Genomic DNA, 13,792 nt, shown 5'->3' with positions numbered 1-13,792 from the left:
GCACATGGCACCTCTCGTCACCGAAGCGATCGTTCTCCACGCGTTCGACTACCTCGAAACGTCGCGAATTCTTCGCCTTCTTACGCGTGACGCGGGAGTGCAATCGGTGCTGGCGCGCGGGGCACGGCGGTCGAGGAAACGCTTCGGCAGCGCGATGGACCTCTTTGCCCAGGGATTGGCTGAAATTCACTTTCGACCCAACCGCGAGCTGCAGACGCTCGGCGCACTCGATGTGACACGCGCTCGTGCCGAGCTGGGCGAGGACGTCGGAAGATTCACTGCGGCCTCCATGATCTCGGAAATCGTCCTGCGGTTTCCGTACGAGGAGTCGGCGGCCGGCATCTTCGACGTTGCCGAGGAGTGCTTCGACAGAATAGGCGCCGCCGAGCCACAGAAGACCCTCGACGCTGGCTTGGGAGGGGCGTGGCGAATCATTGCTCATCTCGGATTCACACCCGCCCTCGACGTGTGTGCCAACTGTCATGCGCCACTCGACCCGTCTCTGGCAGTTTCGTTTTCGCATTCGGCAGGCGGCGCATTATGCCAACGCTGTGGCGCTGCCGCTGCCGGCAGCCGTCTTCTTCCTCCCACGGCGCGAGACGCGATCCGCACGTGGATCGTGGGCGCTGAAGCCGCCCCGCTGTCTAGCGCCGAAGGTCGGGCGCACCAGCGTCTCCTGCGCGAGTTCTTCCAGGAGCACCTTGGCAGCGATCGCGAGCTCCGCGCCTTCCGCGTCTGGGAACAGGGCGCCTGGAGCGCTGCATGATACTGGGCACAGCCGGGCATATCGATCACGGAAAGACTGCCCTGGTGAAAGCTCTCACCGGAGTCGACACGGACCGTCTTCCGGAGGAGAAGCGACGCGGAATTACAATCGACCTCGGCTTCGCGCCACTCGTCGTAGACGGCATTGGAACCGTTGGAATCGTTGACGTTCCCGGGCACGAGGCATTTGTCCGCACGATGCTCGCAGGTGCAAGCGGTATCGACATAGCGCTTCTCGTCGTGGCCGCGGACGAAGGTGTGATGCCGCAGACGAGAGAACACCTCGAGATCCTCTCTCTACTCGGAATCCCGCGAGCGGTAGTGGCCCTCACGAAGCGGGATCTCGTGACGGAGGAATGGCTGTCACTGGTGATGGATGATGTCAGGGCGCTGCTCTCGGATACTCGATTCGCTGCGAGCGAGCTTGTGCCGGTGTCCGCGGTTTCGGGTGCGGGCGTACCTGAGCTTCGCCGAGCGATCGCGGCCGCCGCACTCGGCGCGAAGGAACGATCAAGGCCTGCCGACGATCTCTTCCGTATGCCTGTGGACCGTGCATTCACGGTGAAAGGGACCGGAACGGTTGTAACCGGCACCGTCTGGAGTGGAATGGTTGCCCGCGATGCAACGGTGAGAATCTTTTCGCCGGGCAAAAGATCTCGCGTCCGCGGAATTCAGCATCATGGTGAAGTCGTCAAATCAGCGGGTCCCGGGGAGCGTGTAGCACTGGCTCTCTCGGATCTCGATGTCAGCGAAGTGGCACGCGGCAGTGTCGTGATTGCAGAGCCGTCGTGGCCCGTGACGACGAGGATCGAAGCCGACGTTCGACTCACCGCCACCGACGTCGCGATCGGACCACGGACGCGCTTACGCTTCCATCTCGGAACGGCGGATGTCGGAGCCAGAATCAGTCGCCGCGTCGTCGAAGGATTCGCGGATGAGCAGCACTTCATCGCGACCATCGTGCTCGATGAGCCGCTGCTGGTGAGAGGACGCGACCGTTTCGTGTTGAGATTGCCGTCTCCCCCAACGACGATCGGCGGTGGTGTGATTCGCGACCCGCTTCCGCCGCGCAAGCGAAGGCGTCGCGCGGCCTCGACCGTTGCGGCGAGAAACGCCAGTGAACTTCTCAACGAAATGACCCGAGCGGCAGACCTTTCGGGTCTGCCGGTAGAACAGGTGCCGATCAGGCTCGGCCTGCCGCCAGCCGATGCCGTGGTCCTGGCACGGGAAACCGGTCTCGTGGAGATAGAGTCGCGGCTTTATCACACGAAAGTGCTGGAAGAGCTCGAGCAGACCGTTCAACGCATTGTCCTCGCGCACGTCGAAAACTTTCCGCTCGAGCCGGGTGTCCAACTCCAGAGCCTTCGATCGACCGCCGGCGCTCCCGACCGCGTGATCGACCGCATTCTCGATCAGCTCGCGAAAAAGGGGAAGATCGAGATTCGCCAGTCTTCAGTGAGACCGGCGGGATGGTCGCCGAGGCTGAGCGGTCGGGATCGCGGGGTCGCCGAGGCCGTCATGCACAGGATTTGCATTACGCCGAGTGAACCTCCCGCAGTGTCGGAGCTGGTCGAGGTCTTTGGTGAAAAAGTCGAGGACGTGCTTCGTTATCTGGAGCGGAATGGCGAGGTAGTAAAGGTCTCGGAGGACCGGTATTACTCTCCGGACGCGGTAGCGAAAATGGTCGGTAAGCTTCGTTCCACGCTGGAGCCGGGCCGAACTTACAGCCCGGCGGAGCTTCGGGAGGTTCTCGGGGTTTCAAGGAAGTACCTGATCCCGTTCCTCGAGTTTTGTGATGTGAAGGGGGTCACGAGTCGCAACGCGGCGGGGAGGGTTCTCGCCGGCAGGGACGCGGGTGCTCGTACTGGCGGGAACAGGTGACGGTTCAAGCTTTTGCTTGACACCCCCAAACGCCAGGACTAGCTTCGCCGAAGGAGAACAAACGTACAACCTGTATCAGGAGCATCCTTCTAAACACTTCTTTGTCAGCAGTGGAGATGTAAAAAAATGAAACACCTGTGGGGGGCACTATTAGTGCTGGCCCTCAGCGCGTTCATGCCAAGCCATCTGTCGGCACAGGGAGTGTCAACCCAAACCGGCAAAGCGCGAGGCGCCGGATTGGAGTTGGGGCAGAACTTTCCAAATCCGTTCAATCCGGAGACGAGGATTCCATTCACGATCGGCGAAGGGCCGGGGTGCACAGATCCAAGTCGATTGTACCGCGTGAGCTTGCGGATCTACAATGTTCTGGCGCAGCCGGTTGCTGTGCCGGTGCTGCAAGGCGGGACTGGGAATGTCGCTGGAGGGGAAGCGCTCGATCGGCTCCTCCTGACCTGCAATCAGTACACGGCGTACTGGGATGGGAAAGACAGCAGGACGCAGCAGGAGGTCGCTTCGGGCGTTTATCTGTATCGTCTCGAGGTTGATGGAAAGGCAGTAGTCAAGAAAATGCTTGTGTCGAAGTAGCGGATACGATCAGGGCGCGCTCCCTTTTGGGGGGCGCGCTCTTTTTCTGCCCGCCACTGTGGCAGACATTCGGGGCACTCACATTGCAGCCTGAGTCACCATGATCAACCCCGATCGCCTCACGGTCAAATCCGCGGAAGCGCTCAACGAAGCCGTCTCGGCAGCGCGTCAAGCGGGCAACCCCGTCGTATACGATCTCCATCTACTTCTCGCTCTGCTGAATCAGGACGAGGGGATCGTCGTTCCTCTTCTGCAAAAGCTCGGTGTGAGCGTTGCGTCTCTCCGGGAACGGGCCCAGGCGGAAGCCGCTCGGTATCCGAAGCAGAGCGACGCACAACCCAATCTCTCGCGCGAGCTCACGCAGATCTTCGATCGAGCGGAGAAGGAGGCAAAGGATCTCGGCGATGAGTACGTGTCCACTGAGCATCTGCTCCTCGCGCTCGCGGAGGTCAAGGGAGCGGAAAGCAAGCAGCTGCTCAGCTCCGTCGGCGTCACGCGCGACTCGCTGCTCGAGGCGCTGCAGGCCGTACGCGGAACACATCGAGTTTCCGATCAGACTCCCGAGAATCAATACCAGGCGCTGCAGCGGTACACCCGGGACCTCACCGACGCGGCAAGAAAAGGCAAGCTCGATCCCGTCATTGGTCGCGACGAAGAGATACGCCGTGTGATTCAGGTTCTCTCACGGCGCACCAAAAACAACCCTGTTCTGATTGGCGAGCCCGGCGTCGGTAAGACGGCTATCGCTGAAGGTCTCGCTCAGCGAATGGCGAATGGCGACGTGCCCGAGGGACTGAAGAACAAGCGGCTGCTCGCGCTCGATCTCGGAGCGCTGATCGCCGGCGCAAAATTCCGCGGAGAATTCGAGGAACGGCTCAAGGCTGTGCTCAAGGAGCTCACGGAAGGGCAGGAGCAGTTCGTGGTGTTCATCGACGAGCTCCACAACCTCGTTGGCGCCGGGAAGGCCGAAGGCTCGATGGACGCCGGCAACATGCTCAAGCCAAAGCTTGCGCGCGGCGAGCTTCACGTCGTCGGCGCGACGACGCTCGACGAATATCGGAAGCACGTCGAGAAGGACGCCGCACTCGAGCGGCGCTTTCAGCCGGTGTATGTCGGCGAGCCGAGCGTCGAGAGCACAATCGCGATTCTCCGCGGACTGAAGGAGCGGTACGAGGTACATCACGGCGTGCGCATCACCGACGGCGCGATAGTCGCCGCGGCCACCCTATCCAATCGCTACATCGGCGACCGCTTTCTTCCCGACAAGGCAATCGACCTGATCGACGAAGCCGCATCGCGACTGAGAATCGAGATCGACTCGATGCCCCAGGAGATAGATGAAGTCGAGCGCCGCATCACTCAGCTGGAGATCGAGCGGCAGGCGCTTCAGAAGGAGAAGGACGCTGCCTCGAAGGAGCGACGCAGTATCATCGAGCGCGAGCTTGCGGGACTGCGCGAGAAATCCAATGCAATGCGGACGCAGTGGCAGAACGAGAAGGAGACGCTCGGCTCGGTAGGCAAGATCAAGAAGCACATCGAGGAGGCGCGCATCGAAGCCGAGAAGGCAACGCGCACCGGGGACCTCGGCAAGGCAGCGGAGATCACGTACGGAACGATCCCCCAGCTCGAGCAGCAGCTGCACGACGTGGAGCAGACACTGGCGAGCAAGCAGGAAGGCGGCAAGCAATTCCTGAAGGAGGAAGTGACCGCGGAAGATGTCGCTGAGATCGTCGCGAGATGGACCGGCATACCAATTTCGAAGATGCTGGAAGGCGAGCGCGAGCGCCTCACTCGTCTCGAGCAGGTTCTGGCGACGCGTGTGGTAGGGCAGGGCGAAGCGGTGCGTGCGGTGTCGAATGCGGTACGTCGCTCCCGCGCCGGGCTCCAGGATCCAAATCGTCCGATTGGCTCGTTCATATTCCTCGGACCCACCGGTGTCGGGAAGACCGAAACTGCGCGCGCACTCGCAGAGTTCCTTTTCGACGACGAGCAGGCGATGGTCCGCATCGACATGTCGGAATACATGGAGAAGCACGCAGTCGCGCGACTCATCGGCGCGCCTCCGGGTTACATCGGTTACGACGAAGGGGGACAGCTCACGGAAGCAGTCAGACGCCGGCCGTATTCAGTCGTGCTGTTCGATGAGATCGAGAAGGCACATCCCGATGTCTTCAATATTCTCCTGCAGATTCTCGATGACGGGCGACTCACTGATTCACAGGGACGCACCGTCGATTTCAGGAATAGCGTCATCATCATGACCTCGAATATCGGCAGCATGTTCATCCTCGAGCACGGAACCGAGGACTGGGATGCGATCGAGAAGCAGGTCACGAGCGCGCTCCGTCAGCATTTCCGCCCTGAGTTCCTGAATCGTGTAGACGACGTCATCATCTTCCGGCCACTCGGCGAAGAGGAGATCGAGCATATCATCGAGCTTCAGCTGAAACGGCTGGAGAAGCTGTTGAGCGAGAGGAAGCTTCGCATCGAGCTCACTCCGAAGGCCAAGCATTTCCTCGCGAAGCAGGGCTACGATCCTGCGCTCGGTGCGCGCCCGCTCAAGCGAGCGATCCAGCGTCTGATTCAGAATCCACTGGCCCTTGCGGTGCTCGAGGGAAGATTTCTCGAGGGAGACAAGGTCACCGCGGACATCGACGAGAACGGTGAGCTCGTTTTCACCAACCTCGGTGAGGATGCGCGCAGGACCGGCACGACGGACCCTGCCTCGGATGATGATGGCCCCGGCGGTGGCGGGAGTGACGGTGTCCCGCCGCGGCAGCGACGAGCTGGAGCGGGGGCGGCCGGCTGAACGCGTGAGCCTGTCGCGGGGGCAGATCGATGAGCGCTTCATGCAGAACGCAATTGCGCTCGCCCATGACGCAACGCGACAGAACGAGGTACCCATTGGAGCGATTGTGGTGCGCAACGATTCGATCGTCGCCGCCGCGAACAATCGCACGGTACGCGATCAGGACGCGACGGCACACGCCGAGCTGATAGCGATTCGTGACGCGTCAGCGGATCTGGACCGCTGGCGCCTCGATGATTGCACTCTTTACGTGACGCTCGAGCCGTGCGCGATGTGCGCTGGAGCGATGGTGCTGGCGCGCATCAGTCGCGTGGTTTTCGGCGCGTGGGATGCGAAGGCAGGGATGGCTGGATCAGTCGGCGACCTGCTCCGGCACCCGCGTCTCAACCACACGCCCGAGGTACAGGGCGGAGTGCTGGCGGATGAGTGCGGGCAGATGCTCGCGGAATTTTTCGAATCGCGCAGGGTAAAAACTTCGTAGCTCCGCCGCGCATTTTTGTTGCGCCGTCCGCGGTTGTCGGTGTTCCCTGTATCCGATACTTTTCGAGCGCAGGACAGGTGGCCGAGTGGTTGAAGGCACCGGTCTCGAAAACCGGCATACCGGTGAACCCGGTATCGAGAGTTCGAATCTCTCCCTGTCCGTATCGGAAGGTCCGCAGTCCGTCGTAGTCCGCAGTTCTCAGCAAAAAGAGAGGGCCTGATTTCTCAGGCCCTCTTTTTTTGCAGTTAGGATGACTGGTAGAAGATGTGTATCTCGCTGCCGGCCTCGACGTTCATCGCGATCACCTGATCGACGGAAACGCCGCTCGCTGCAAGCTTGGCCGTGATCGCCGTGTTGGATCTCAGCGCATTGCGCAGCGTGGCGATCTGTGCCGCATTCTTCGCAATCGCCCTGTTCAGCGTCGCTGAATTGCCGGGGTTCGAGAGCTTTTGAATGCTCATCAGGTGAATGTCGTTGGCTGTGACGCTCTTCTCGGCGTTGAGAGCGCTGATCTCCTCACCAATTGAATTGACAGCTGAGAGAAAACTCGCGATCCCGGGCTCGCCACTTCCATGCTGCGCAGAAGCAGCTGTGCTCAGAGTCAGAGCCAGCATCACGACCAGGGAAAGTATGTTGACAAAGCTTTTGGTTGGTGCCATGAAAGGCTCCGGAAAAGGGAAGGGGACGCATCGCCTTCCGTCTATGTAGTTTAGCTTGTTAACGGGTTTTTGTAAACGGATGCTTCCACCCAATATCACAAAGATGCGTAGCCCGAACAGTTGGGCACGTAGCTCGTGATTTCCTTGTTGCACGACGGCGAGAATTAGTACACCGCTGAGCGGAATTTGTGCGCGCGGGGCTCCACTGCGAGCCGCTTTGATTTACTCGGCCGAGGGCTTAAAATGCGAGTGCCAAGAGCGCCAGCTTTAGGGACGGCGCTCTTTTTTGCCCAAGGCTGCTTGGAAGCAGAGCGACGACCTCTGAATCTTCCCTGCGATCGGGACGGGTGGCCGAGTGGTTTAAGGCGCACGCCTGGAAAGTGTGTGTGCGTTAATAGCGCACCGTGGGTTCGAATCCCACCCCGTCCGTAGTAACTGCTTATCCCTTCACCGCTTCCGAACGTGAGGGGATTTGCTTTCTCACGGGACTCTAAAGGCAAGGTGTCGATTCGAGGTGTCGGATTGCACCGGAATCACCCTGCAACCCGGAGCTTCTTGCGACCAGCAAGGGCCTCCCGCTGTACTTCCATTTCCGGTTGCTGGTAGACCGTGAGAACCGTCTGCGGGTTCTTCCAGCCTCCCATGTAGGCGAGGTCGCGCAGGTTCGTTGACTTCATCTCCGAAGCGAACTTGCGCCGGGCCGAGTGATAGCCAGTGCCTTCAACGTGCTCGATCTCCGCCAACTTCTCCGCACGCCTCCACCACTTGTTCGCCGTATGACGCGGAAGCGGTTTCGATGGGTCACGATCCGAGGGGAACACCCAGGTATCGTTGAGCATCGTTCTTCGCCGGCGTTCAGTAGTCAGCGCTGCTACCGCGTCCTCGGACAACGGCGTCTGGTGCGCGAAGCCGATCTTATCTGACTCCGCGTGTGGGACGAGATACAGCCGCGCCTAGTCCGTCACGCCGGCATTACGATCTCCACCATGACTCCACTAAAGGGGCTGACGTGGGTTTACCACCGCTACTACGAACCGTGGAAAGAAGGGAAGTACATCTTGGTGGTGCTTGTAATTTGGGGGAAAGCCGCAACGGCGCAGGACACGACGGCAACGGCGCTCGTGACTGAAGCGCGTGTCCACCTGCATGCTAATCCCTCGGATGCCTCCGGGGTTATCAAGACACTACCGACTCGCGTAGTACTGGCCTGTGAACATCAGCGCGCCAACTGAGGCGCCATTCCGTGGTTGAGCTTGCCTCGGTCATTCGACTCGAATCTGCTGGATCATACCCTTCGTAAAATGCGGCACCTCGTCCCGACCTGCGACTAGGCAGACTAGCACATAGTCGCCCGGCGTCAGGTCCACTGCCAGAAAGGTTTCGGCACCGGTGGCGTGTCCCCCCGTTCCGCTGACGAACGTGGAGGGTGCTTCGCCCTGCATATTTCTTGACAGCCATGCTTTGTGCTGCTCGATGGTTTTGCCGGGACCCAGCTTGAACAGCAGAGCGTGGTGCGGCTCGACGCCTCGGTTAGCGATTCGGATCAGGTGCTTCCCGGCCTTGATCGGTGCGCTAAGCTCAAAGCCGAAGTCGAACATCCGTAAGGAAACAGTGGGCACGGGCGCGCTCGGCGGCGGGGTATTCCCGGTGCGCGGTCGGACCACAAATGCGTGTGCCTGATCGTGGTCGAGCAGATGCCAGGGAAGGTCTATCCACGCATAAGTGCCGGGCTCCAGGTTCAGTGTCGCGTTCCCCTCACCATGCGGTACAGCAGTGGGTCCACCAAGGGCCCTCACCCAGTCTGGGCGCGGGCGACGGGTGCGAATCGCGTCGCCGTACGCCTGTATGTATTGCGGGAGCGTCCGCCCCGGCGCAAGCCGCAAAATCGTCGCCGCGTGCGGCTCGTCACCGCGATTCACGAGGTGAAACGTGTTCCATCCGGCGAGTATCGTATCGGGCGCCTCGAAGGCGTACTCAGTGGCGGTAATGTTGACCACCGGCGGTGCGGCGGCATCGGTAGCCGGAGGAGGCGTATCGTTACCGCGGTTACACGCGGAACCGACGGCAGAAATCACAATGAGCCATGCACATGGGCTGCTAAAGAATCTCATAACAAAGCTCCACGGTTTTGGGAGTACAGCGGCATAACGTGTCACGGGTTGGAAAATGGCGCCGACGGGTCCGGCCCGCAAAACAACGGATAAAACAGCGGAATTTACCCGTTTCTTTACCCGTTTCTTCCGGCAGAATCGCGCATTGATGCAGGAGAGTCCGGCACCGACGCCCAGTTTTCCTCTAGAATCCGGCGGAATGTAATCGTTAGTTAGTGGATTGACCTGCTTCGGGAGCAGGAGGTTTTGCGAGTGTTGGTGTCGGTTCAGGTGTCGATTCGGTGCCGGACACGCCTAGACATTCGAGGGTGTTGCACGAGACATTGCACGTTCCGCCATAGTGTTAGGCGGACAAAATGTCCCCTTTGAATGTCCAGCTATCACGCCTGGAAAGTGTGTGTGCGTTAATAGCGCACCGTGGGTTCGAATCCCACCCCGTCCGTAGTTGTATTATTTGTAGTCCCTCGAGGAGAGATAACAATGGTCCGCGTCCGTCTGCTTCCTCTTTTGATCGTCGCGATTTCGCTCGGCTGCGCTCCCCCCTCGTCCTCGGGAGCAGCTGGCGCAGACCGCAAGTCCCAGCTCATTACGCAGCAGGAGATCAGCGCTGCGGGAATGTCCGGCAGTGCATACGAAGTCATCTCCCGGCTCCGGCCAAGCTTCCTCGTCTCGCGAGGACAGACGAGTCTGAGCGGCGACCAATCGGCCGCGTATCCGAACGTCTATCTGGACGGCGTTGCTTTCGGCGACCTCAGCACGCTTCGGAACATCGACGCGTCCCAGATTGCCGAGATCCGTATGTATCAGTCGTGGGAAGCGCAGACGAAGTTCGGGCTCGGCAACAGCCGCGGCGTAATAGCAATAATCACCCGGAGATAGCGGCTGGCGTTCGGCCAACGTCGCCGCCGGAGCAATCGCTCAGCGCAGTTGGCGTGGTCAGGATCAACAGCAACACCCGGCAGAGTTGTTGCCACTGAGCTCCGCATGATCCACTACGGACCGGCGGGAAGCCGGCGTAGTCTTCACTGATAGGAAGCGACTTGGCCCTAGGCTGTCTTGAGGGCCTCCTCGACCTTCATCAGCGACTGCCTCGCGTCGCCGAACAGCATCCGCGTGTTGTCGTGATAGAAGAGGGCGTTGTCGATTCCCGCGAAGCCGTGCCCCATGCTCCGCTTCAGCACCACGATGTTGCGAGCACGGTCCACGTCGAGAATCGGCATGCCGTAAATCGGACTCGACGGATCGTCGCGCGCCGCGGGATTCACGACGTCGTTTGCTCCCACAACGAGCACCACATCCGTCTGTGCGAACTGGCCGTTCACCTGATCCATCTCGAGCAGCTGATCGTACGGTACGTTTGCCTCGGCGAGCAGAACGTTCATATGACCCGGCATTCGACCCGCAACCGGATGAATCGCGTACTTGACGTCGACGCCGCGTTTTTCCAGATCGGTCGCAAGCTCACGCACAGTGTGTTGCGCCTCTGCGACGGCCAGGCCGTAACCGGGCACGATGACGACACTCCGTGCGTAGGCAAGCGCAATGGCCGTGTCCTCGGCGGTGGTCTGCTTGACGGTGCGAGGAACAAGAAACTCCTGCGTCGCCGGATCGACCGCTCCCGCGCCGAACGCACCGAACAGAACGTTGCCCACCGAGCGATTCATCGCCGTGCTCATGAGCAGAGTCAGCAGCGTACCCGACGCACCAACGAGAACTCCCGCCACTACGAGCATCTGGTTGTGAAGCACGAAGCCAGTCAGTGCCGCTGCGAGACCGGTGAGCGAGTTGAGTATCGAGATCACTACCGGCATGTCGCCGCCGCCGATAGGAAGAACGAACAATGCTCCGAGCAGGAGAGCCGCCACGAAGACAAGCCACAGCGCCGGCACCCCGCCGGTTCCAAGCGCGATCGCGACGCCGAGCGCGAAAATCGCGAGGAGGATCAGCCCGTTCAGCGAACGCTGAAACGGGAACTGAAGGGGCTTCCCGGACAGAATCTCCTGCAGCTTTCCAAATGCAATCAGACTTCCGGTGAACGAGATCGCGCCAATAGCGGTGCCGAGGACAATTGACGTTGCTTCGCCCGCGCCGACGCCGCTTGGCCCAAGTCCGCGCGTGAGACGGAGATACTCGGCCACTGAAACGAGTGCCGCGGTCCCGCCGCCCATGCCGTTGAAGAGCGCGACCATCTGCGGCATTGCGGTCATCTGAACTGTGCGGGCGAAGTAGATCCCTATTGCCGCACCGACGAGTGTACCGGCGGCGATTATCCAGAATGAGATTATCTGGCGGTCGAGCAGCGTGGCCCCGAGCGCGACCGCCATGCCGATGGCAGCGAGCCGGTTTCCCGACCGCGCGGTTGCCGGAGAGCTCAGCCGCTTCAGGCCAAGTATGAAGAGAACGGCTGCGGCGATATAGGCGATGGCAATGCCCGAGTCGCGGGCATCAAGCATCCTTTTTCTCCACGGCACGCTTGCGGAACATCTCCAGCATTCTATCGGTGACGACAAAGCCGCCGAAGACGTTCGCAGCACCGAAAACTACAGCCACGAACCCCAGCACCTTCAACAGCGTCGTGTCAGCGGCGCCGGCGACGAGCATCGCGCCAAGCACCACGATCCCGTGAATCGCATTGGTGCCCGACATGAGAGGAGTGTGCAGCACCGAAGGAACGCGAGAGATCACTTCGAATCCAACGAACATCGCCATGATGAAGACATAGATCCCGAGCACGAGCTCCTGACTCACGTTGATGCCCTCGCTGGCTGAGGTGATTGTCCGCCGGTTTCACTGGCGGCTTCGCTGATGCCCGCCGGCGACGAGGGAAGCCCCAGTCGCTCGCGCGTCGGTGCGTGCCTGATTTCACCGTCAGTCGTCACGCATACCGCATCGATGATGTCGTCCTTGAGATTCAGATCGAGCGTCCCTTTTGGAGCCAGCAGCGTGACGAGAGCCGAAACATTCTTCGCGTACATCTGACTGGCGTGAAAGGCGAGGTCGCTCGAGATGTGAAGGGGCGCGATGATCGTGACGCGATTGCGCACGACCGTTTCGCCGGGCACGCTGAGCTCGCAGTTTCCGCCCTGCTCGCCGGCGAGGTCGACGATCACTGAGCCGGGCCGCATTGCCGCGACGGCGGAGGCCGTCACGAGAATGGGCGCCCGCCTGCCGGGAACGAGCGCGGTCGTAATTATCACGTCTGCCAGAGCGGCGCGATCGTGAATGAGCTGCTTCTCCTTTTTTATGTGCTCCTCCGACAGCTCTTTCGCGTATCCTCCCGCGTCCTGAGCAACTTCAGATCCTACGCCGAGCTCGACGAAAGTTGCACCGAGGCTCTGCACCTGTTCCTTGACGACAGGGCGCGTGTCGAATGCCTCGACCACGGCGCCTATCCGGCGCGCTGTTGCGATCGCTTGCAGACCGGCCACGCCTGCGCCAATCACGAGAACCTTCGCCGGTCGCACGGTGCCCGCGGCTGTCATCAGCATAGGAAAGAATTTCTGAAGCGCGTTGGCGGCGAGCAGCACGGCTTTGTATCCGGCGACAGTGCTCTGTGACGAAAGGGCGTCCATCATCTGAGCTCGCGATGTGCGCGGGACGAGCTCCATCGACAGAGCTGTTATTCGTCGCCCGGCAACCTGTTGAAAGAATTCGGGATCTCCAGCGGGCTGAAGCAGGCCGATGAGGACGGCTCTCTCGTTGATCAGTGCGAGCTCGTTCGGCATGCCGGAGTCTCCGGACGCGGGCCGCTGGATCTTGAGGATCATCTCCGCCGTCGCATAAAGCGTCGCGGCGTCATCGATCAGCTGCGCGCCTGCCGCGCGGTACGCTTCGTCCTGAAGCCCCGCAGAATCGCCGGCTCCGCGCTCGAACAGGATCGTATGGCCGAGGCCGGTGAGCTGAGGAATCACGTCGGGTGTGAGCGCGACTCGCCTCTCGCCTGCGGCAATTTCGCGGGGCACTGCTATCTGCATGGGAATATGATTCGGGTGGTGATCGTCGTCGGTAGCGTTGCGCGGCGCAAAGCCACGAGCGTCCGCGCGAGCGCCTGCGCGGGAAAATTAGTCGTCCCGGAGGTGCGGCGCGTCGTTCGGGCTGAATGCGGTTTGCAATAATGCTGGCATTTTGCGAGACAATTTTCGGCCATTCGAAGTTCGATTGGATCTTTCAAGTCGTTACTCGCCAGGGACTTTAGCGTCCTTAGGCTTGGTAGCCTGCGTGGTGCCTTGGCGTGACGTGGCGCCGGCAACCCCCACCGGTGCCTCCAACCCCCCCTTACTTCCTTTGTTCAAGGAGAACCAATGGTCCGCAACAAGAAGGGTTTCACGCTTATCGAGCTTTTGATCGTCGTCGTCATCATCGGCATTCTTGCCGCGATCGCGATCCCGAAGTTCGCGAACACGAAGGAGAAGGCTTACCTCGCATCGATGAAGGCAGACCTTCGCAACCTGGCCACGTACGAAGAGAGCTATGCTGCCGACAGTGCCGGCACGTACTTCTC

13 protein-coding genes and 3 tRNA genes are annotated in these 13,792 nt (G+C 60.7%); 10 read left to right on the top strand and 6 right to left on the bottom strand.

Annotated elements, in window-relative coordinates; all coding sequences use genetic code 11:
- The first annotated feature begins 4 nt into the window (after nucleotides 1-4).
- The 6 genes from recO (at nucleotide 5) to VES88_18625 (ending at nucleotide 6,682) form a co-directional block, all read left to right on the top strand.
- Complete coding sequence (gene recO, locus VES88_18650; protein ID HYN83503.1) at nucleotides 5-766, top strand: DNA repair protein RecO; 762 nt, start codon at nucleotides 5-7, stop codon at nucleotides 764-766.
- On the top strand, nucleotides 763-2,646 hold the full coding sequence (selB, locus tag VES88_18645; GenBank protein ID HYN83502.1) for a selenocysteine-specific translation elongation factor: 1,884 nt from the start codon (nucleotides 763-765) through the stop codon (nucleotides 2,644-2,646). Before recO ends, selB begins: the two co-directional genes overlap by 4 nt.
- A gap of 126 nt (nucleotides 2,647-2,772) precedes the next feature.
- Nucleotides 2,773-3,231, top strand: a complete 459-nt coding sequence (locus VES88_18640; GenBank protein HYN83501.1) for a hypothetical protein — start codon at nucleotides 2,773-2,775, stop codon at nucleotides 3,229-3,231.
- Between the two features lie 100 nt (nucleotides 3,232-3,331).
- Nucleotides 3,332-6,040: an ATP-dependent chaperone ClpB gene (clpB, locus tag VES88_18635; protein HYN83500.1), complete on the top strand. Its 2,709-nt coding sequence runs from the start codon at nucleotides 3,332-3,334 to the stop codon at nucleotides 6,038-6,040.
- Nucleotides 5,994-6,521: a tRNA adenosine(34) deaminase TadA gene (tadA, locus tag VES88_18630; GenBank protein HYN83499.1), complete on the top strand. Its 528-nt coding sequence runs from the start codon at nucleotides 5,994-5,996 to the stop codon at nucleotides 6,519-6,521. The genes clpB and tadA overlap by 47 nt, the downstream gene beginning before the upstream one ends.
- A 71-nt stretch (nucleotides 6,522-6,592) precedes the next feature.
- Nucleotides 6,593-6,682 (top strand) — tRNA-Ser (locus tag VES88_18625).
- A gap of 84 nt (nucleotides 6,683-6,766) precedes the next feature.
- Here VES88_18625 and VES88_18620 read toward each other — a convergent pair.
- On the bottom strand, nucleotides 6,767-7,180 hold the full coding sequence (locus tag VES88_18620; protein HYN83498.1) for a hypothetical protein: 414 nt from the start codon (nucleotides 7,178-7,180) through the stop codon (nucleotides 6,767-6,769).
- A gap of 341 nt (nucleotides 7,181-7,521) precedes the next feature.
- On the opposite strand from VES88_18620, the gene VES88_18615 reads away from it, so the two are divergent.
- A tRNA-Ser gene (locus VES88_18615) sits at nucleotides 7,522-7,609 on the top strand.
- Nucleotides 7,610-7,713: 104 nt separating this feature from the next.
- Here VES88_18615 and VES88_18610 read toward each other — a convergent pair.
- Both VES88_18610 and VES88_18605 read right to left on the bottom strand, forming a co-directional pair.
- A complete protein-coding gene (locus VES88_18610) occupies nucleotides 7,714-8,094 on the bottom strand; it encodes a tyrosine-type recombinase/integrase (GenBank protein ID HYN83497.1) in 381 nt (126 codons plus the stop codon).
- A 348-nt stretch (nucleotides 8,095-8,442) separates the two neighbouring features.
- On the bottom strand, nucleotides 8,443-9,177 hold the full coding sequence (locus VES88_18605) for a hypothetical protein (GenBank protein ID HYN83496.1): 735 nt from the start codon (nucleotides 9,175-9,177) through the stop codon (nucleotides 8,443-8,445).
- 463 nt (nucleotides 9,178-9,640) lie between these two features.
- Here VES88_18605 and VES88_18600 point away from each other — a divergent pair.
- Together VES88_18600 and VES88_18595 are read left to right on the top strand one after the other, a co-directional pair.
- Nucleotides 9,641-9,733: transfer RNA gene (locus VES88_18600), tRNA-OTHER, on the top strand.
- Nucleotides 9,734-9,771: 38 nt separating this feature from the next.
- A complete protein-coding gene (locus VES88_18595) occupies nucleotides 9,772-10,170 on the top strand; it encodes a hypothetical protein (protein HYN83495.1) in 399 nt (132 codons plus the stop codon).
- Between the two features lie 167 nt (nucleotides 10,171-10,337).
- On the opposite strand, the gene VES88_18590 is transcribed toward VES88_18595, so the two are convergent.
- From VES88_18590 to VES88_18580, 3 genes are read right to left on the bottom strand one after another with little or no spacing between them, the layout of a single operon-like run.
- A complete protein-coding gene (locus VES88_18590) occupies nucleotides 10,338-11,744 on the bottom strand; it encodes an NAD(P)(+) transhydrogenase (Re/Si-specific) subunit beta (protein ID HYN83494.1) in 1,407 nt (468 codons plus the stop codon).
- Nucleotides 11,737-12,039, bottom strand: coding sequence for an NAD(P) transhydrogenase subunit alpha (locus VES88_18585; protein HYN83493.1), 303 nt, complete (start codon nucleotides 12,037-12,039; stop codon nucleotides 11,737-11,739). The genes VES88_18590 and VES88_18585 overlap by 8 nt, the downstream gene beginning before the upstream one ends.
- Nucleotides 12,036-13,253, bottom strand: coding sequence for a Re/Si-specific NAD(P)(+) transhydrogenase subunit alpha (locus VES88_18580; protein HYN83492.1), 1,218 nt, complete (start codon nucleotides 13,251-13,253; stop codon nucleotides 12,036-12,038). Before VES88_18580 ends, VES88_18585 begins: the two co-directional genes overlap by 4 nt.
- A gap of 339 nt (nucleotides 13,254-13,592) precedes the next feature.
- Here VES88_18580 and VES88_18575 point away from each other — a divergent pair.
- Nucleotides 13,593-13,792, top strand: a 200-nt coding sequence (locus VES88_18575) for a prepilin-type N-terminal cleavage/methylation domain-containing protein (protein ID HYN83491.1), incomplete at its 3' end; no start/stop codon positions are given.

The sequence above is a fragment of the Gemmatimonadaceae bacterium genome (genome assembly GCA_035633115.1).
Lineage (GTDB): Bacteria > Gemmatimonadota > Gemmatimonadetes > Gemmatimonadales > Gemmatimonadaceae > UBA4720.
This window is presented reverse-complemented; position numbering and strand designations above follow the sequence as displayed.